The organism is Gemmiger formicilis, assembly GCF_018784445.1.
GTDB lineage: Bacteria > Bacillota > Clostridia > Oscillospirales > Ruminococcaceae > Gemmiger.
In genome coordinates this window covers 389333-407114 of record NZ_WQOH01000004.1, presented here as the reverse complement: position 1 = coordinate 407114, position 17782 = coordinate 389333, and the positions used below count along the sequence as shown (strand labels likewise).

Here is a 17782-nt window from a genome sequence, read left to right as displayed (position 1 = left end):
TCTGGAAAGCACGAAGCACCCGCAGTGATTGGCAGGTGCTTCGCTCCTTCTATTATGGTTATGACGGATTTCTCAAAAAACAGGCTAATCGGAGGACAACTCCGTTTCAAAAAACAGGACAACTTATTGATAGATGTAGATTTCTTTACATTAGCATGATACAATTAAGAAAGTGAAAAAACAGGACAGGAGGTAAGCATGAACCAAGAATTGATGACATTGGACTTCTGGCAGGATACGGTCATATATGAGGGCAAAACATTCCCTGTCGGCACGCTTGCCTGTGATGCACTGAATGTTCCTGCGGATACTATTACAAAAATGAACGAGCAATGCGAGAAAATCAATCTGCTGCTCGGGATGCTGAATGCCGGACAGGATACTTCTGCACTCTTTCCAATGGCAAAGGAAGCTGCATTGACAATGTTAGAGATTCTCAGCAAAACGCCGCCGTTCTCCTATATGGATATACCAAAGCACCGGGAACGAATAGAAAGGGTCTTTACTGCGGACAATGCTCTGAAATATGTGGAGTTCGCCATAAAAGCCGTAACCAATTCTTTACCGTTCGAAGAAGTTCCGAAATATGCTGATGCGGTGATGCTCCAGCGCTATACCGCTGTATGCGGGCATCTGGCTTACTCCCTTGAGGAATACCAAAAGGCGATGCTTGATTTTGCAGAACAATCGGACGGAAACGAAGCAGACCGCACCGCAGAGGGCTTTGCGAAAATGTTCGGCACCTATTTCCCACCGGAGTTTTCTATCACAGAGGGCAATGCCTGGATGTCTACCCTGAACAATTCCGTTCAGTATATATCGGTCATCCGTCCCGGCGAAAAAGTTGCGAAGCTGGTCAAGCGGATGCACTATGTATCCTTTGTAGGGATGTTCCGGTCTGATCTTTTTGAGGGCTTATGTGTTGGTCATGCCCCGAAAAAATGCAAAATCTGCGGCAAGTGGTTCCTCACCACCAACGCAAGGCACACCAAATACTGCGGCGGCTATGCACCGGGGGACAAGCTGCACCGCACTTGCCGGCAGATCGGCAATCTAAAAGGCAGAGAACAGCGAGAGCTTGCAGACGATCATCCGATTATCCAGATATATGAAAAGAGGCTGAACACCATAAATCGCTATGTAAAGCGTGGTACTCTGGACGCTGACCTTGCGGAGGTCATGAAGAAACTGGCAAAAGATAAAGAACTCCGGGCAAAAAGTGATGTTGCTTATGCCAAAGGAGCTTATGAAAAAGAAATGGAACAGGCTGCTTTGCTTGCAGAAGCTAAGATACATATTTAGTGGGGGAACAATATGAAACAAATATATGTGCATGGATTAGGACAAACATCTGACAGTTGGACAAAAACAATAGATATTTTGCAAACTACTGATTACAGCTTGTGTCCGAATCTTCCTGATTTAGTTCATAGCAAAGAAGTGACCTATGATAATCTATATGCTGCATTTTCAGATTACTGCAATCAATATGATGAGCCTATTGATTTGTGCGGTTTATCGCTTGGGGGCGTATTAGCTCTGAACTATGCTATACAATATCCGAAAAAAGTTCGCTCCTTGGTGCTTATCGCCACACAATATAAAATGCCCAAGAAGCTTCTGAAATTTCAAAATCTTCTCTTTAGATTTATGCCTAAATCCATGTTTCAACAAATGGGATTTAGAAAAGCTGATTTCTTACTTCTATGCGAAACCATGATGGAGTTGGACTTTAACAACTCTCTGCACAAAATATCATGCCCTACACTATTGTTATATGGCGAGAAAGATACTGCGAATAAAAATGCTTCTATTGAATTGGCAGAATTGCTTAAGAACGTGGAATTAAAAACGATTATTGGTGCCGGACATGAAGTTAATATTGAATCACCGCAGGAATTGGCAGAAATACTTCATGCTTTTTATGAAAGAATGTCTTAAGGGATTCTTATAGAAATGAGAAGGGAGGTGCGCTATGCTGAGTGATTTTACATGGAATATGACCGGATACATACCGAAACACCAAGTCAATCCGCACGGTGATGGTATCATTCCCTATGTGGCAGAGCGCATCTTCCAACTGGAACCTGAGCCGCCAAAGGTAGGCAGTCTGAACGAATATATCCTGTCTGCCTTGCAGGAAAAGAATTTGATACATTTCTCATTCTTCCTACACCACTACGAGCCGCAGCTTAACAAGCGCATCAAAGACTTTCTCGGTGTGGATGGCGGCGATTTGTACGACACAGACCGATTTATAGATATAAAGCTCTCCTGCCGGGAACAAATGCTCCAAAAACTGATGGACTATGACCTTACCAAGGGCGCAGAGTATGCTACATACATCTATCCGTTCATCCGGGATGCTATGCTCCGTTTTCGCATGGGCGAAGAAAAATGGTCGGTATCCTCTCTGACTAATTACAAAATGGTGCGGTCAATGGCTTGGCTGTACCACAATACCAAGGATGCGGTCAACGAGTTTTCCAAGAAATACAACTGTGATCTTGCTCTTGCCGAAAACTATCTGAAAGTTGTGCGAGGTATCCGCAATCAGCAGCCTTTCTATGTCACAGACGAGGACGGCGAAGAAACAGGCGAGGATGTAGCCCTTGACGATAGCTGGAACTATACCGATATCCTCTGGAACGGCATACAGGCAGAAAAGGTGCAGCGGGCATTTGAGAAACTGAATTACCGGGAACAGACCTTGCTCGAAAAACGATTAGCAATTTGCATGACCTGTGGGCGTGTCAGCTCATGGAAAGACCGCCCCACCTTTGAAGAACTGGCGGTTATGTTTGAGGGCAGTACAGCCAGCGGTGCAGAACGAGCCTACCGAAAAGCAGTGGACAAGTTGACGGAATTTTTGGTTGCCGAGGGCGCAATCCATGCAGTCCGGCTAAAACAGAAATCCAAGACCAAGCGAAAAAAGAAAATCGCCGCCGCAATCTACGAATATCAGGCAGACTGCGACGGCGAATGGGGCGAAATATCATTAGATTTTGAGAACGGCAAGGCAGAGGTCATTTTGCTTGCCGATTGGGATACAGTGAAAACGAACAAATTTGCAAGCAGAGCAATCGCCTATCTTCTGAACTGTGAGAACGAAAAATTACCCAAGGAAATAATGGTGGCCTTTGAATAACGAGGGAGTGAGATACATGGAGCAATTACTGATTGTTGAAGATGATATCGGTTTGAATCAAGGCTTATGCAAAGCGCTGAAAGCAGATGACCGTCAGATTATATCCTGCCATGATCTAAAAGCGGCAAGAGAACAATTGCTTTGCGGGAGTGTATCCCTGGTTCTGCTGGATATCAATCTGCCGGATGGCAGTGGGCTTGAGCTGCTCCGGGAGATCAAGGAAAACACGCCCGGGATTCCTGTTATTCTGCTGACTGCCAATGACACCGATCTGGATATCGTAGACGGACTGGAGAGAGGCGCTGATGATTATATTACCAAGCCCTTTTCTCTTTCGGTTTTGCGGGCAAGGGTGAATACCCAACTGCGAAAGCAAGCGTCAAACCATAAAAATGCGCCGTTCCATATGGATCTATTTCACTTTGACTTTGAGGCTATGACCTTTTATGTGGCAGATTCAAAAGTGGAATTGAGCAAAACCGAACAAAAATTACTGCGTCTGCTTGTTGAAAACCGAGGCCGAACCATGACCCGTGGAGACCTTGTAGACCGGATCTGGACAGATGGCGCAGAATATGTGGATGAAAATGCTTTGTCTGTTACGATCAAGCGTCTGAGGGATAAGCTTGGTGCACAGAAATATATTAAAACCGTCTATGGAATCGGTTATAGCTGGGTGACAAAAGATGAATAAAACCGGCATTGTGATCATACTGCTGTGTTTTCTGGCGGCGGCAGCTGTTGTGTTATGGGAGCGGAGAAAGGCCAGAAAAACGATGGAAGAAATCGAAAGGATGCTAGACGCTGCCATGACCGGCTCCTTTTCTGAAAACAATTTTGATGAAAGCCAGCTGTCTGCATTGGAAACGAAGTTTGCGCACTATCTTTCCGCAGCAGAAGCATCTTCTCAAAATATAGCGCAGGAAAAAGACAAAATCAAAACCTTGATTGCAGACATTTCCCACCAGACGAAAACGCCGATTGCAAACCTGCTGTTATACAGCGAGCTTCTGAAGGAGGAAACTCTGCCTGCATCGGCGAAGGCAAATGTGGAGGCGCTGTACAAACAATCGGAAAAGCTGCGATTTCTGATCGATTCTCTCGTAAAGCTTTCCAGACTGGAAAACGGGATCATTTCACTCTCCCCTCAGCAAGCAGCGCTGCAGCCGCTGCTTGAAAGCGTAGTAGAACAATATACTGCCAAGGCTTCTGAAAAAGGATTGTCTTTGCGACTGCAAGATACCGATGCTTTTGCTGTATTCGACTTCAAATGGACAGCGGAAGCGCTGGCTAATATCGTAGACAACGCCATCAAATATACAGAGCATGGCACCATTACTATTTCTGCCGTAAGCTATGAAATGTTTGCAAGGATCGATATATCGGATACCGGTTCAGGCATCCCGGAAAGTGAGCAAGCGAAGATATTTGCTCGCTTTTACCGCTCAAATAGTGTGCAGAAACAAGAAGGTGTGGGCATCGGCTTATACCTTGCCCGACAGATCATATCCGGCGAGGGCGGTTATATCAAGGTTGCTTCCGTTCCGGGAAAAGGAAGTACGTTTTCCATATTTCTGCCGAAATAACAACAATTCTATCAAAACTGTTAGATTTCATTTTCCGCCGGAAAGAATGTGGAAAGATTCCTATGCGATAATCTGTATGTATCAAAGGATCATTTCCTTTCATACATACAGATTTTTTCATGGAGGTACTCATTTATGGAAGTTTTACAGGCAAAAAACCTGAAAAAGATTTATGGCTCCGGCAATAACGCAGTTCATGCGTTGGATGGAGTTGATTTAAGTGTAAAGAAGGGCGAATTTGTTGCAATTGTCGGCACATCCGGCTCCGGCAAATCCACGCTGCTGCACATGCTGGGCGGGCTGGATCGCCCTACAAGTGGCACGGTCATGGTGGACGGACAGGATATTTTCTCCCTGAAGGAGGAAGCGCTGACCATCTTCCGTCGCAGGAAAATCGGCTTTGTGTTCCAAGCATATAATCTTGTTCCGGTGCTGAATGTGTATGAAAATATTGTTCTACCCATTGAGCTGGACGGTGGCAAGGTCAATAAGGATTTCGTACAGCAGATTGTACAGACACTTGGGCTGGATGATCGTCTGGATGCGCTGCCCAATCAGCTCTCAGGCGGTCAACAGCAGCGGGTAGCCATTGCCCGTGCGCTGGCGGCAGCACCCGCTATCATTCTGGCAGATGAACCCACCGGCAATCTGGATTCCAAAACCAGCCAGGATGTATTGAGCCTTTTGAAAGTCACCAGTCAAAAGTTCGCCCAGACAATCGTAATGATCACTCACAACGAAGAAATTGCGCAGATGGCAGACCGCATTATCCGTATCGAAGATGGTCGGATCGTCTCCCAGAACTAACGGGAGGTGGCTACGATGAATGTCAAAAACAGAAAATGTATTCGAAAGCTCAGCTTAAAATCTCTTTATGCGAACCGTCGCCGCAATCTGATCGCTATTTTTGCCATTGCGCTGACAACGCTGCTATTTACGTCCATGTTCACCATTGTCTTGTCACTGAACGCCAGCTATGAAACCTACCAGTTTCGGCAGGTAGGCGGCTATGCACACGGCACCTTTAAGGATGTTTCCCCCGAACAGGCAGAACGCATCGCTGCCCACCCAAAGGTGAAGGCGGCGGGGGCACGGAAGGTGATCGGCATCGCTGCGGATGGTGTCTTTTCCAAAACCCCTGCAGAGATCAGCTACATGGACGCCAACTGCACCAAATGGAGCTATGCCACCCCCACTACCGGGCGGATGCCCGATAGCGGCAAAGAGGTAGCCATGGATACGGCAGCGTTGCAGCTGCTTGGCGTAACGCCGGAGCTGGGCGCAGAGGTCACGGTTTCCTATTCCATCACGGACAAGGATCAAACCGCCTTTACTGTAACAGATACCTTTACGCTGGTGGGCTATTGGGACTATGATGCACTAATGCCTGTTCACTACATCAACATCAGCCGTGATTACGCAGATGACATCGAAGCGCAGGCAATGAAAACAGGGTTACAGCCCTTCCGCACCGATTTGAATGTCATGCTGGCTTCCAGCACAAACATTCAAGGGCAGATGGAGCAGGTGGATACCGATCTTGGCTACACATGGGACAGCTATACTGATCCCAACAGTGTCCGAATCGGCGTCAATTGGGGATATACCTCATCCCAGCTGGAGTCGCAGCTCGATCCAGAGCTGATGATCGCCATAGCAGCTTTTCTGATGCTGGTGATTTTTACCGGGTATCTTATCATCTATAACATTTTCCAGATCTCTGTTGCAGGGGATATCCGGTTTTACGGACTTCTGAAAACCATTGGCACAACGCCCCGGCAGCTCAAACGCATCATTCGCCAGCAGGCACTTCTGCTGTGTCTGATCGGCATTCCGGCGGGGCTGCTGCTGGGCTACGGCATCGGTGCTGTTCTGGTACCTGTTGTCTTGCGCTCCACCCAGTTGGATGCAGGTATCACCACCATCAGCACATCGCCTGTGATCTTCCTTGGTTCTATGCTGTTTGCCTTGTTGACGGTGCTCTTGTCCTGTTCCAAGCCCGGAAAAATGGCAGCCAAGGTCTCTCCTGTGGAGGCTACCAAATATACGGATGCAATGCAGACCAAGAAAAAACAGCGCAGCACCCGGGGAGCCAAGCTCCATCAGATGGCTTTTGCCAATCTGGGACGAAACAAGAAAAAGACGGTGCTGGTGGTGGTGTCTCTGGCACTGTCGGTGACACTGTTCAATGCGCTGTGTGCCTTTGTGGGCGGCTTCAGCATGGAGAAGTATGTATCCTTCAGGACCTGCGCCGATTTTATCGTCAGCACTCCCGACTATTTCCATTACAACTCGGCAGATGAATTCATTACACCAGAACAGATCGGAGAGATCGCAGCAAACACAAAGGCCAGTCTTTCCGGCACGGGATATGCTGTGCGAAAAATCGACTACCTGTGGATGACGGAGGATGCTCTGCGGCAGGACTATGCAAGGTACGAAAGTGCTGAGCAGTTGGACAGCCATATGAGCCGCATGGAGCACCGGGGCAATATGGTGATGGGAAATACCAGAATCGAGGCTCTGGATAACAGTCTGTTTGACAAGCTGCAAGTGCTCGACGGAGATATTTCTCCTATGTTGGAGCCGGACAATAACGCCATTGCCATTGCGGTTTCTTTGGATGATTACGGTAATCTGCTCAATCCTGAATACTACCCCAAGGTGGGAGACACGATCACCGCTACCTATGCGGACGATGTGAAATATATCGACAGCCGCACCGGGGAACTCTGCACCGAAGATACACCGGAGGAGTATATTCAGGAAAAACTGTATGGAGCCAGAGATGTAGAGTACACGGTCTGCGCCTTGGTAAATCTTCCGAATTCCATGAGTTATCGTTATAGCGGCGTTGGCTATGATGCAGTTTTGTCTGTGGATACCGCACAGCGGGACACCGGTGGTGCAGCCATTCCGATGCTCTACCTGTTCGACACAGCGGACGAAGCGGACGAGGCCGAAGCAGAGCAATATCTATCGAAGCTCACTGCCGGTGAGTTTTCGCCCTTGATGTATGAAAGCAAGGCCACGGCTCGCTCTGAATTTGCTCAGTTCCGGCAGATGTTCCTTCTGATAGGTGGTATTCTCTGTGCTATCATCGGGCTGGTGGGACTCTTAAATTTCTTCAACGCCATGATGACCGGTATTCTTTCCCGCCGCCGTGAATTTGCTGTGCTTCAGGCTGTAGGAATGACGAACCGGCAGCTCAAAACCATGCTGATCTACGAGGGATTATTTTACGCAATGTCCTCCGTAGCGGCGGCCTTTATTCTGTCGCTGGCGGTGGGACCTCTTGCAGGAAAAATGCTGGGCAGTATGTTCTGGTTCTTTGAGTATCGATTCACCATTCTGCCTGTCCTGCTGACAATTCCGGTATTTCTTCTGCTGGGGTGGCTGATTCCTTGCATGATGTATGACAACGCAGCGAAATGCAGCGTTGTAGAGCAATTAAGGGATGCTCAATAACTGTTAAGCAAAAAACGGCCCTCTGCCAAGGAAAAGGCAGAGGGCTGAGTTTTAATCTAAGGGTTTACATTCAGTTACAGTTTTTAGATAAATTTCGGGGTTTCCGTTCAAAACAAGGTCTGCATATCCAATCGGGTCATTGTAGATCAGATAATCCAGTTCTGACCGCTGATACATATTGTCGGCAACCTCGTTTTCCACCGCAAACGTATCAATGGCAATCTTGCTGCCATCAAAAAATTTCAATTCCACACAAGCGGTATCCATGTTAAACTCACAAGAAATCAATCTATCCATAAGAAACCTCCATTTTGCAGGATGTTAGATCATCCCAAAATATTTGAATGCTTCTCGGATCGCTTTCTCTTTTTCCGGTGGGCACTGTGGCTGTCTGGAATCCTCGGACTTCGGCAAATTGTAATTCTTGCCAACTTCAATCCCACATTTCCTCTTAATCTGTGAGATATAAAGATTGGATACCTTTAACCCGCTATGCTCCAGCACATAGTCTTTGATCTGGGTGTAGGTTGCCCCATCCTGAAATTCGGACATATCCATATCTTCCAAAGAGAACTCAACCCGAATCTTTTTCGAGTCGACCTCGCCCTTGGAAAGCAAGACAACCGTCTCCACATGCCGTGTCTGGGGGAAGAGGTCTACCGGGCAGAATTTGGCGGCGCGCCAGCCCAGGCGGGTGAAGGCGGCGACGTCGCGGGCCAGGGTCTCGGGGTCGCAGCTGACGTAGACGACACGGCGCGGCTTCATCTTGTTCACGGCGGCGATACACTCCGGTGTGCTGCCCGCGCGGGGCGGGTCGAGGAACACCACATCCGGGCGCAAGCCCTCGCCTGCGGCGGCCGTCATCCATTCTGTGGCATCGGCGCAGACAAAGTGGGCGTTGGCGATTTTGTTGCGGCGGGCATTGGCGGCGGCGTCCTTCACGGCGGCGGGATTGCGCTCGACGCCGATGACCTGTTTTGCCTGCGGCGCAGCGCACAGGCCGATCGTTCCGATGCCGCAGTAGGCATCAACGACTGTCTCACGGCCGGTCAGTTTGGCGAGTTCCAACGCCTTTTTGTACAGAACTTCCGTTTGTGTGCGGTTGACCTGGTAAAAACTGCGGGAGGAAATCGCAAACTGCGTGCCGCACAGCGTATCCAGCACAAAGCCGGGGCCGTAGAGCGTTTTTTCGCGATTGCCCAGCACAGCGCTGGTGCGGGTAGGGTTGATGTTCTGCACGATGCTGACGACCCACGGCGCTTTTTTTCGCATCGCGGCGCAAAAATTCTTGCTGCCGGGCAGCTCGGGGCCGGGCGTGACCAGTGTGACAAGCACCTTGCCGTCGGCGGAACTGCGCAGCACCGTATGGCGCAAAAGCCCGGTGCCGCGGTCCTCGTCGTAGGCGGTCCAGCGGCAGGTGCGGGCGGCGTCCAGCACAGCGGCCAGCGTTTTGTTCAAAATATCCTCCTGCAGCAGGCAGTCCGCACCGGGCAGGACCTTGTGCGTGCCCTCGGCGTACAGGCCGCAGACGAGCTTGCCGTGCTGGGCAGCAAAGCTGGCGATAGCCTTGTTGCGATAATGCAGCGGGTCGGCCATGCCCTGCACGGCCTTGACCGGCGCAAAGCCGCCCAGCAGTTCTTGCAGGCGGGCCTGCTTTTGGGCCAGTTGTTCCCGGTAGGGCATGGCCAGCAGCGGACATCCACCGCATTTTTTGGTAAAATTCAGGCAGGTAGTGGGCATGGGATGGACCTTTCTTTAATGATTCGTTTAAGCATAGCAGGGGCCGCATATATGCGGCCCGCAAGTGGTCGTCTGCCGGAAAGCCGCGGGCGGCCTATATGCCGCCCCTACACAAATGCTTGCGTGCTATGCTATAATGGTATACAGAGCAAATCAAAAATGGGGGTATTGACTATGAACGTACTACTGATCAACGGCAGCCCGCACAAAAACGGCTGCACGAACGCGGCACTGGCCGAGGTGGCCAAGACGCTGAACGAAGCGGGCATCGAAACGACGATCTTCCACATCGGCGCGGCCCCGGTGGGCGGCTGTGTAAGCTGCGGCGGCTGCGGCAAGGTGGGCAAATGCGTCTTTGGCGGGCCGGTGGCCGACGTGCTGCCGCTGGTGGAAAAGGCTGACGGCATCGTGTTTGGCGCACCGGTACATTACGCCACGGCGGCGGCCAGTATGCTGGGCTTTATGCACCGGCTGGCCATCAGCGGCGGGAAGTACCTGCGCCACAAGCCTGCCGCAGTCGTCACCAGTGCCCGCCGCGCTGGTACGACCACCGCACTGGAAGCGATGGAGAAGGTACCGCAGTTCTTTGAGATGCCGCTCATCAGCTCAACCTACTGGCCGATGGTCCATGGCGGCAAGGCCGAGGACGTGCTCTCCGACGAGGAAGGCTTGCAGATCATGCGCAACCTGGGCCGCAACATGGCGTGGATGCTCAAGTGCATCGAGGCTGGCAAGGCTGCGGGGATCGTGGCCCCGACGGCAGAGAATGATAAGCGGACGAATTTTATAAGGTAAAGTTGGTTTTTGCGGGAAGGCGGCAAAGCCCTTCCGGTCATCGCTATCGCCCGACCGCCTCCCCTGTGAGGGGAGGCTTTTTTCGCGGGCTTTGTCGCTTTGCCTTTACGCCAAGCTTTTACTTTTCCCGCCGCTCACGTCCTCCTCAGTCACGGCATTGGTCGTGGTGTCGGCCGTGTGGGCGTTTTCGGGTGCATGGCCGGTGGGCCAGACATCCTGCAAAAGGTCCAGAATCGGCTCATAGTCGCTGGTGCGGGCGGCGGCGGTCACATAGACCGTCTCACCGCAGTCGTAGTCGATCTGCGCAAAAATCGTCTGATAGCTGCCGCAGTCGTAGCGCACAGCCTCCACAGCGGCATCGGGCACAGTAAAACCAAAATCATACTTGACCGTGCCGGTGGTTTCTTCCAGTTCCTGGCCGGACTGGGTCAGAAAGTCCGTGTAGGCGTCGGTCTTTTGCAGCAGCACCACCGTGTAGCTCAGCTGATTGCCCGACGTCAGGGACAGGGTGTCGTCCTGCGCCATGACCGGCTGTTCCCACTGGTTCTGGTCGTAGACAACGGTCACGCCGTTGCCGCCGTCGCACTGTGCATAGTCCGGCTCGTCGCTTTTCACAAAGCTGTCGCCGCCGTAAAGGTAGAGCATCACATCCTGAAAGCTGCACCCGGTCAGAGCCAGCGCAGTCACAGCGGCCAAAGCGGCCGCAGCAAGTTTTTTCATAATTACGTTCCTTTTACAAAAGCATAATGGCGTAGAACCCCAGGGCAGACGCCGCAAGTACAAAGGCGTTCCAGCCCAGTACGGAAAACACTGTGCCGAAGGCCAGGCCCGCCAGCACGTCGCTGACATAGTGTACCCCGGTCACGACGCGGCAGACCGCAATGACCACCGCCAGCACAGCCAGTGCCAGCCCCCAGGGCTGAAACACGTACCACGCTGCCCCGGCGATGGCCGCTGCCGAGAAGCAGTGGCGGCTGGGCATACTCTGCCCGGCCTTATCCTTGGGGAAAAGCGGCGTGAACCCCAACGCTGTGTAGGGGCGCGGGCGGTCAATGGCCTTGCGCACCAGCGTCCCAACCAGGAACGCCGCCGCCGGTACGACGAGCGCGGGCCAGAACTGCCCCATGCGATGCCAGACCAGCCAGGCCAGCATACCGAGATACCCCAGGTAGACCAGCGCCACCGCGCCGCGGCTGACGACCCGCAGCGCCATTTTAGCGACGGGTCTGGCGTTGAACCACCCGATAACGGCGCGGTACTGTTCAGCATTCATAGGGGCATCCTCCCACTAATAATAATACAGTATAAGAATAACATTCTGGAAAAGGGTTGTCAAACCGTGGGGGAAATGTTTATAATAACTTTAGTTCTACATTAGGAGGTATCCCCTTTTGTTTGGTTTTGCAAACGGGCTGCTGCTGCTTTTGCTGGCGGCGGCTGTGATAGATTTTGCCCCGGTGGTGCGGCGGCGCTTGTCCCCTGCCAGCTGGTGGAATGACGAGCGGCTGCTGTTCACCCCGCGCGGCGGCGATTTGCGCCCAAAATACGGTGCATGGGCGTTTTTGCTTGGCGTGATGGTGTACGAGTTCCTTGTCGTATTCAACAACAGCATGGCGCGGGAGAACTGGCCCTGGCTGCAAACTAGGGTCTCCCCGGTGCTGGACTGGGTCATCTACCTGTGCTTCGGGGCAAAAATTTTACTGGGTACAAAGTACAATGGCCGCAGCATTTTGTGCGCCGGTATGCTGTATTTTGTGGCGCGGTGGGTCTATTTCAACGGCCAGAACATCTGGTGGCTGGGCCTGTGCGTGACGCTGCTGGCCGCCAAGGATGTGCCGCTGCGCCGTGTGATGAAAGCGTTTTTGGCCAGCGGCGTGCCCACGCTGGCACTGGTGCAGGTGCTGCACTTTGCGGGCATCATTGCACCCAACGCCGCCAGTGAGCGCGACGGCAGTTACCGGCTCATGTTCGGGTACGGCCACCCCAACACCTTCGGCGGGGTGGTGCTCGGCCTGCTGCTGGCCTGGGTGCTGCTGCGCCGCGCCCGGCTGACCTGGGTCGAGCTGGGCGGTCTGGCCGCCGTGGGCGTGTTTTTGATGGTAGCGCCCAAGAGCCGTTCGTCAGCGCTGTGTACGTGTTTATTGGTGTTGCTGCTGGCGCTTGCCAAGCTGTACACCCGCAAAAGCCCGCACCCGGTCGGGCGGCTGGCGGCTGGCGGCTGTGCGGCGCTGGTGCCGTTGCTGGCGGCGGTCAGCTATATTCTGCCGCTGTTCGTCGTAAAAATCGGGCCGTGGGCGAACGATATCGGCCCCGGCTGGCTGAAAAAGCTCGACGATCTGCTGACCTGCCGCATTTCGCTGGCATGGGCGGCCTACCGGATGTTCGACATAAAAATTGCGGGCCAATTCTTACAGGAATGGCCCGCGCTGGACAATATTTTTGTGTATCTGCTCTACCTGACCGGCCCGGTCATGGTCGTTCTGGTCTGCGCACTGATGATGGCGGCCCTGTACGGCTACGCCCGGCGCGGCGCGTGGCAGACTGTGGCGTGCCTGGTCACGATGCTGGCCTACGGCTACATGGAGAGCCAGGTCATCCACCTGACCAGCGACCCCGCCGTGCTGCTGCTGTGCGGTGCGGTGTTCGCACTGCCGAGGGAGAAGTGGATGTTTGAAGATGCGTAAAAGGCTTCTCCTGCGGGAGAAGCTGTCCGCGAAACGGACTGATGGGGGGGCGGCATTGCCAATATTGCCCTCTAAATGGGTAGCAAGACGAACGCGCCCCTCATCCGGCCTCGCTTTGCTCGGCCACCTTCCCCCGATGGGGGAAGGCTTTTTGTTTAATCCTCCGGGAACGCATCTGCTGAAATTTCCACGGTCTCCCCTTCCTCCAACGCGGCGTCGGCGCTGGCTTTGGCGGCGGTGACAAGGCCCGTCACTTCACCCGACGGCTTTTGCAGCAGGTAAGCCCCCACGGCCTTGGCCTTGTAGACCAGCAGCACGCAGTAAGTGTCGTGGTCACCGGTGGAAAGCTGCGGGCAAAGCACCGTCCACTTTTCCACCGTTTTACCCTTGTAGTCGGCCAGATCCAGGCCGCTTTCCTGTACGATCTGGTTGAACGCCGTGAAACTGTCGTCCCACTTTTTGGGGATCTTCACTTTGTCCACGGCGGCACTGGCAAGGTCGGTGTCAAAGCCGTAGCCGGTAAAGTAGGTGCCAATGTCCTGGGTCGTCTCGATGCCCGGCACCGCCGCAGCCGACACCGTGACCGCCCCGCCGGTAAAATGCACCGCCGCAGCCACCGTGCCGCACAGGCACACCGCGCACAGGGCCAGCGCCCCGGCCTGCCGCAGACCCGGTTTGGTAACAGTAAATAAAAACATAAACGCAGCCCCCTCACACATTGTCAATGCAATGTATGCGGGGGCTGCGGCGTTTATGCGGTTATCGTGCATGAATTGCGGGCACCTATGGAATGCGCCCCTACGGCACAGCGGTTACTCCCGGTATTTCTGCTTTGGCGCGTACCACTGGAAGATAACGGCGTCGTTCTCCGCTTCCAGCTTGGCGGTGTCATGCTCGGGCAGGGCCGTCCACATGACCATCATAGCGCCCAAGGCCGCATTGAGCTTCACGGCCCAGTTGCGCTTGGCAGGGCACCAGGCGATGAAATCCGGCCGCCCCAGAAAGTTGCCGAACAGGTGGGAGAACGCAAACGCCGGAACGGCGTGCGTCCCATCCTTGCGGTAGCTCTGGTAGCTGTCGGCCAGCTGGCCGCGCAGGATATCCGGAGCCTGCCGCCGCACAATGCCCACGACGCGGGGGTCAAAGCTCTCGATGCAGTAGGGGCCGGGGTAGGCTTTCAGCTCGGCGATCGTGGCGCGGCAAAGCTCTTCCAGGTAGGTCTTGCTGTACTCGGCGCGGCTCTTGATCTCCACGATCAACGGCGTGTCGGGGTTTGTTTCGGCCACAGTGCGCAGCATATCGGCAAACAGCGGCGGGTGCTCGTTGCTGCCCGCCAGCGGCTGTGCCGAGAAGTCAGCCCAATCCATATCATGTACGAAGCCCTTGGCCGGGGTCATGCGGTCCAGCGTGTCATCGTGGAACACCACCAGCCGCCGGTCCGACGTAAACTGCACATCCAGCTCGATGCCGTAGCCATTCTGCGCGGCGGCGGCAAAGGCGGGCAGGCTGTTCTCCGGCGGGCGCTGATCCTTGCCAAAGTAGCCGCGGTGGGCACAGTTATGCCCCACAAACGGCGCACGCAGGGCGTCCCGGCGCTTATTCGGCCAGACGGCGAACAGCACCAGCAGCACCAAAATCAACACAATGCAAAACAGGATTTTCATAAGTAGTCACTCTCCTGCCGCCATTGTACCGCGCCGCGCGGCAAAATGCAACAGCCGTTTGCAGATTTTACGATTTTTCGCGCCGCACCATCGGCAGGTCCGGAATGGTGTCATATTGTAAAATGCTGTCCAGCATGGCCGCAAAGCCCCGCGGGTCGCGTATCTGGTACTGCATATAGTTATGCCCCGCAAACACCGGGAACCGCCCGGCCGGGTAAGCCTGCATGACGACGGCACGGTATTTGTAGTGATCCTCGGCATCGCCAAAGGCAAACCAGTACCGCGCCTGCATTTCGGGATTTCATATTCCTATTCTATCACACTTTTGTAAATTTTTTTCGATTTTTTCACAATTCTTCCACTCTTGCGTTGTATTGTGGTAAAATAGAAATGGAGAAAGCAGCAAGGAGGTCTTTTCCCATGGCAAAAATTCTGATCGTTGACGATGAGCCGCGTATCCGTGACCTCATCCGTGAGCATCTGCAATATGCCGGTTTCACCTGCGAGGAAGCCGGTGACGGTACCGCTGCCCTCAGTGCGTTGAGCCAAGGCGGCATTGACCTGGTGATTTTGGACATTATGATGCCGTTTATGGACGGCATGACCTGCCTGCGGGAGATGCGCACCCGCAAGATCATGACCCCGGTCATCATGCTGACCGCCCGCAGTGAGGAGTACGACAAGCTGGCCGGCCTGGAAAGCGGTGCCGACGATTACGTTGTCAAGCCCTTCTCCCCGCGGGAGCTGGTGGCCCGCGTCAAGGCCGTGCTGGCCCGCACGATGCCCAAACCGGCCGAGGACTCCGGCAGCTACACCTTTGGCGACCTGCACATCGACACGGCCAGCCACAGCGTGAAAGTAGCCGGGCAGGAGGCCCCGCTGACCCCCAAGGAGTTTGACCTGCTGGTGTTCCTCGTCAGCAACAAGGGCATTGCCCTGAGCCGCGAGAAGATTTTGCAAAAGGTCTGGAACTACGACTATTACGGCGAGGATCGCACCGTGGACACCCACGTCAAAATGCTGCGCAGCCACCTTGGCCCCTGCCGCAAATACATCACCACCGTATGGGGCATCGGGTACAAATTCGACCCGGATACGCTATGAGAAAGCCCAACACACCTAAAAAGCCCTTTGCATTAAGCATCCGCTGGCAGCTGATGCTGTTTATCGGCGGCATTACGCTGTTTACGCTGCTGCTGGTGTGGGGCATCATCACCTACGCGCTGGCACCGCAGTACAACCGTAATATCCGCAATAAGCTGGACGCCAAAGCGGCGGCCATCACGGCGCTGATCGACCAGTCGGACAGCGCGATCTCCAACCGAAGCTATCTGGGCCTGACGCTGAACGAGGATTTCTGGGACGGCGTCAGCGAGACATTCCAGGACAAAAAAATCAATGTGGACAGCTGCTGCGTTGATTTTTCCGACACAACGCTGCGCTGCCTGAAAGCCTACGAGAGTATGTACCCCTGCCTGCTGCACGAGAGCACCGGTGCATTCGACGGCGCGTTCGGCTACAATGTGGACACTCATGTAGCCATTCAGCTGCGGCAAAAGCTGTTCCAGAACGGTGAGCTGTACCAGATCGTGAAGGTCGGTTCCACCATGCAGATGTGCGTGGGGCGGCTCTCGGCAGACGGCCAGTACGGCGTCATCGTCTCCACAAGTCTGGCACAGATCACCACCGCCGCCGAGGTGCTGCGATCGATCCTGGGCCCTGTGGCGCTGCTTCTGCTGGTGCTTGACCTGCTGTTTGCCATGCTGTTCAGCCGTTGGTTCACCAACCCCATCCGCAAGCTGTCCAACGGCGCACAGGAGATCGCAGCGGGCAACTATGACGTCGCCATCAAGGTGGAGCACCACGACGAGATCGGACGTCTGGCCGAGGATTTCAACTATATGGCCACCGAGGTCAAGCGCAGCGCCCAGCTGGAAAAGGACATTCTCGCCAACGTCAGCCACGACCTGCGCACGCCGCTGACCCTGATAAAGGGTTACGCCGAGACGGTGCGCGACCTGACCGGCAGTGACGATGCCAAGCGCACTGAGCAATGCAACATTATTGTCGATGAGACGGATCGCCTCTCGACGCTGGTAAACAGCGTGATGGAACTGAGCAAAGTGCAGAGCGGCGCGGAAAAGCCGAACCTTGTTGACTTTGACATGAGCGAACTTTGCTTTGAAGTGGCGGGCCGCTACGATGCACTGTGCGACAAAAATCACTGGAAGCTCGACTTGCAGGCCGACGACGCCTGCCCGGTGAGCGCTGACCCCGCTATGATGGAACGGGTGCTGCACAACCTGCTGGGCAATGCGTTTCACCACATTGGCGCGGACGGCGTCGTGGTGCTGCGGGCCATCCCGCAGGAAAAGGGCTGCCGCATTGAAATTGAGGACCATGGCCCCGGCATCCCGCCAGAGGATTTACCCTACATCTTTGACCGCTACTACCGCGCTCGGCAGGACAGCGGCCGCACCGGCACCGGCCTGGGCCTGTCCATCACCAAAGCCATCCTGCAGCAGCACGGCTTCGCCTTCGGTGTCAACAGCGCCGTCGGGAAAGGGTCAACGTTCTGGTTCGAGATGGTGGATACGAGAAATAAATAACTGCCAGCCGTAGGGGTCGGATATGTCCGGTCCTCAACTTACCCGTAAGCAGCATCTGCCGATACAGCCGCGGGCCGGGCACGACCGG

18 protein-coding genes are annotated in these 17782 nt (G+C 53.9%); 11 read left to right on the top strand and 7 right to left on the bottom strand.

Translation table 11 applies throughout. The features are described from left to right. Positions 1–198 precede the first annotated feature (198 nt). The 7 genes from GPK89_RS16200 (at position 199) to GPK89_RS02045 (ending at position 8202) form a co-directional block, all read left to right on the top strand. The gene (locus tag GPK89_RS16200; RefSeq protein ID WP_055058963.1) at positions 199–1302 is read left to right on the top strand and encodes a DUF6076 domain-containing protein; all 1104 of its coding nucleotides are present in this window, start codon (positions 199–201) and stop codon (positions 1300–1302) included. A gap of 12 nt (positions 1303–1314) precedes the next feature. Next, positions 1315–1941 carry an alpha/beta fold hydrolase gene (locus tag GPK89_RS02070; protein ID WP_055058962.1) on the top strand — a complete coding sequence of 209 codons (627 nt, stop codon included), beginning with the start codon at positions 1315–1317 and terminating at the stop codon, positions 1939–1941. Between the two features lie 34 nt (positions 1942–1975). Then, positions 1976–3148 (top strand): hypothetical protein, encoded by a 1173-nt coding sequence (locus tag GPK89_RS02065; RefSeq protein WP_055058961.1) that lies wholly within the window; start codon positions 1976–1978, stop codon positions 3146–3148. A 16-nt stretch (positions 3149–3164) separates the two neighbouring features. After that, positions 3165–3842, top strand: a complete 678-nt coding sequence (locus GPK89_RS02060) for a response regulator transcription factor (protein ID WP_055058960.1) — start codon at positions 3165–3167, stop codon at positions 3840–3842. Next, positions 3835–4734 (top strand): sensor histidine kinase, encoded by a 900-nt coding sequence (locus GPK89_RS02055; RefSeq protein ID WP_215691341.1) that lies wholly within the window; start codon positions 3835–3837, stop codon positions 4732–4734. The genes GPK89_RS02060 and GPK89_RS02055 overlap by 8 nt, the downstream gene beginning before the upstream one ends. A 135-nt stretch (positions 4735–4869) precedes the next feature. After that, entirely contained in the window at positions 4870–5541 is a 672-nt protein-coding gene (locus tag GPK89_RS02050; protein ID WP_006858253.1) for an ABC transporter ATP-binding protein, read from the top strand. 15 nt (positions 5542–5556) lie between these two features. After that, on the top strand, positions 5557–8202 hold the full coding sequence (locus GPK89_RS02045; protein ID WP_215691339.1) for an ABC transporter permease: 2646 nt from the start codon (positions 5557–5559) through the stop codon (positions 8200–8202). A 51-nt stretch (positions 8203–8253) separates the two neighbouring features. Here GPK89_RS02045 and GPK89_RS02040 read toward each other — a convergent pair whose 3' ends face one another. Both GPK89_RS02040 and rlmD read right to left on the bottom strand, forming a co-directional pair. Next, positions 8254–8499 carry a DUF6061 family protein gene (locus tag GPK89_RS02040; RefSeq protein ID WP_055297409.1) on the bottom strand — a complete coding sequence of 82 codons (246 nt, stop codon included), beginning with the start codon at positions 8497–8499 and terminating at the stop codon, positions 8254–8256. 24 nt (positions 8500–8523) lie between these two features. Beyond that, on the bottom strand, positions 8524–9942 hold the full coding sequence (rlmD, locus tag GPK89_RS02035; protein WP_215691337.1) for a 23S rRNA (uracil(1939)-C(5))-methyltransferase RlmD: 1419 nt from the start codon (positions 9940–9942) through the stop codon (positions 8524–8526). 174 nt (positions 9943–10116) lie between these two features. Between rlmD and GPK89_RS02030 the strand changes: the two genes are divergently transcribed. Further along, positions 10117–10737 carry a flavodoxin family protein gene (locus GPK89_RS02030; RefSeq protein WP_215691335.1) on the top strand — a complete coding sequence of 207 codons (621 nt, stop codon included), beginning with the start codon at positions 10117–10119 and terminating at the stop codon, positions 10735–10737. 105 nt (positions 10738–10842) lie between these two features. Here GPK89_RS02030 and GPK89_RS02025 read toward each other — a convergent pair whose 3' ends face one another. After that, positions 10843–11457, bottom strand: coding sequence for a hypothetical protein (locus tag GPK89_RS02025; RefSeq protein ID WP_215691333.1), 615 nt, complete (start codon positions 11455–11457; stop codon positions 10843–10845). A 13-nt stretch (positions 11458–11470) separates the two neighbouring features. Next, positions 11471–12010 carry a phosphatase PAP2 family protein gene (locus GPK89_RS02020; protein ID WP_215691331.1) on the bottom strand — a complete coding sequence of 180 codons (540 nt, stop codon included), beginning with the start codon at positions 12008–12010 and terminating at the stop codon, positions 11471–11473. Positions 12011–12128: 118 nt separating this feature from the next. Between GPK89_RS02020 and GPK89_RS02015 the strand changes: the two genes are divergently transcribed. Further along, complete coding sequence (locus GPK89_RS02015) at positions 12129–13421, top strand: hypothetical protein (protein WP_215691329.1); 1293 nt, start codon at positions 12129–12131, stop codon at positions 13419–13421. 155 nt (positions 13422–13576) lie between these two features. On the opposite strand, the gene GPK89_RS02010 is transcribed toward GPK89_RS02015, so the two are convergent. From GPK89_RS02010 to GPK89_RS02000, 3 genes are all read right to left on the bottom strand, one after another. Beyond that, entirely contained in the window at positions 13577–14119 is a 543-nt protein-coding gene (locus GPK89_RS02010) for a DUF4830 domain-containing protein (protein WP_215691327.1), read from the bottom strand. Between the two features lie 114 nt (positions 14120–14233). Then, on the bottom strand, positions 14234–15085 hold the full coding sequence (locus tag GPK89_RS02005) for a glycerophosphodiester phosphodiesterase family protein (protein ID WP_215691325.1): 852 nt from the start codon (positions 15083–15085) through the stop codon (positions 14234–14236). Between the two features lie 67 nt (positions 15086–15152). Continuing rightward, on the bottom strand, positions 15153–15377 hold the full coding sequence (locus tag GPK89_RS02000) for a hypothetical protein (RefSeq protein ID WP_215691323.1): 225 nt from the start codon (positions 15375–15377) through the stop codon (positions 15153–15155). Positions 15378–15505: 128 nt separating this feature from the next. On the opposite strand from GPK89_RS02000, the gene GPK89_RS01995 reads away from it, so the two are divergent. Beyond that, positions 15506–16189 (top strand): response regulator transcription factor, encoded by a 684-nt coding sequence (locus GPK89_RS01995; RefSeq protein ID WP_215691321.1) that lies wholly within the window; start codon positions 15506–15508, stop codon positions 16187–16189. Continuing rightward, positions 16186–17694 carry a sensor histidine kinase gene (locus tag GPK89_RS01990; protein WP_215691319.1) on the top strand — a complete coding sequence of 503 codons (1509 nt, stop codon included), beginning with the start codon at positions 16186–16188 and terminating at the stop codon, positions 17692–17694. Before GPK89_RS01995 ends, GPK89_RS01990 begins: the two co-directional genes overlap by 4 nt. The last annotated feature ends 88 nt before the right edge of the window (positions 17695–17782 follow it).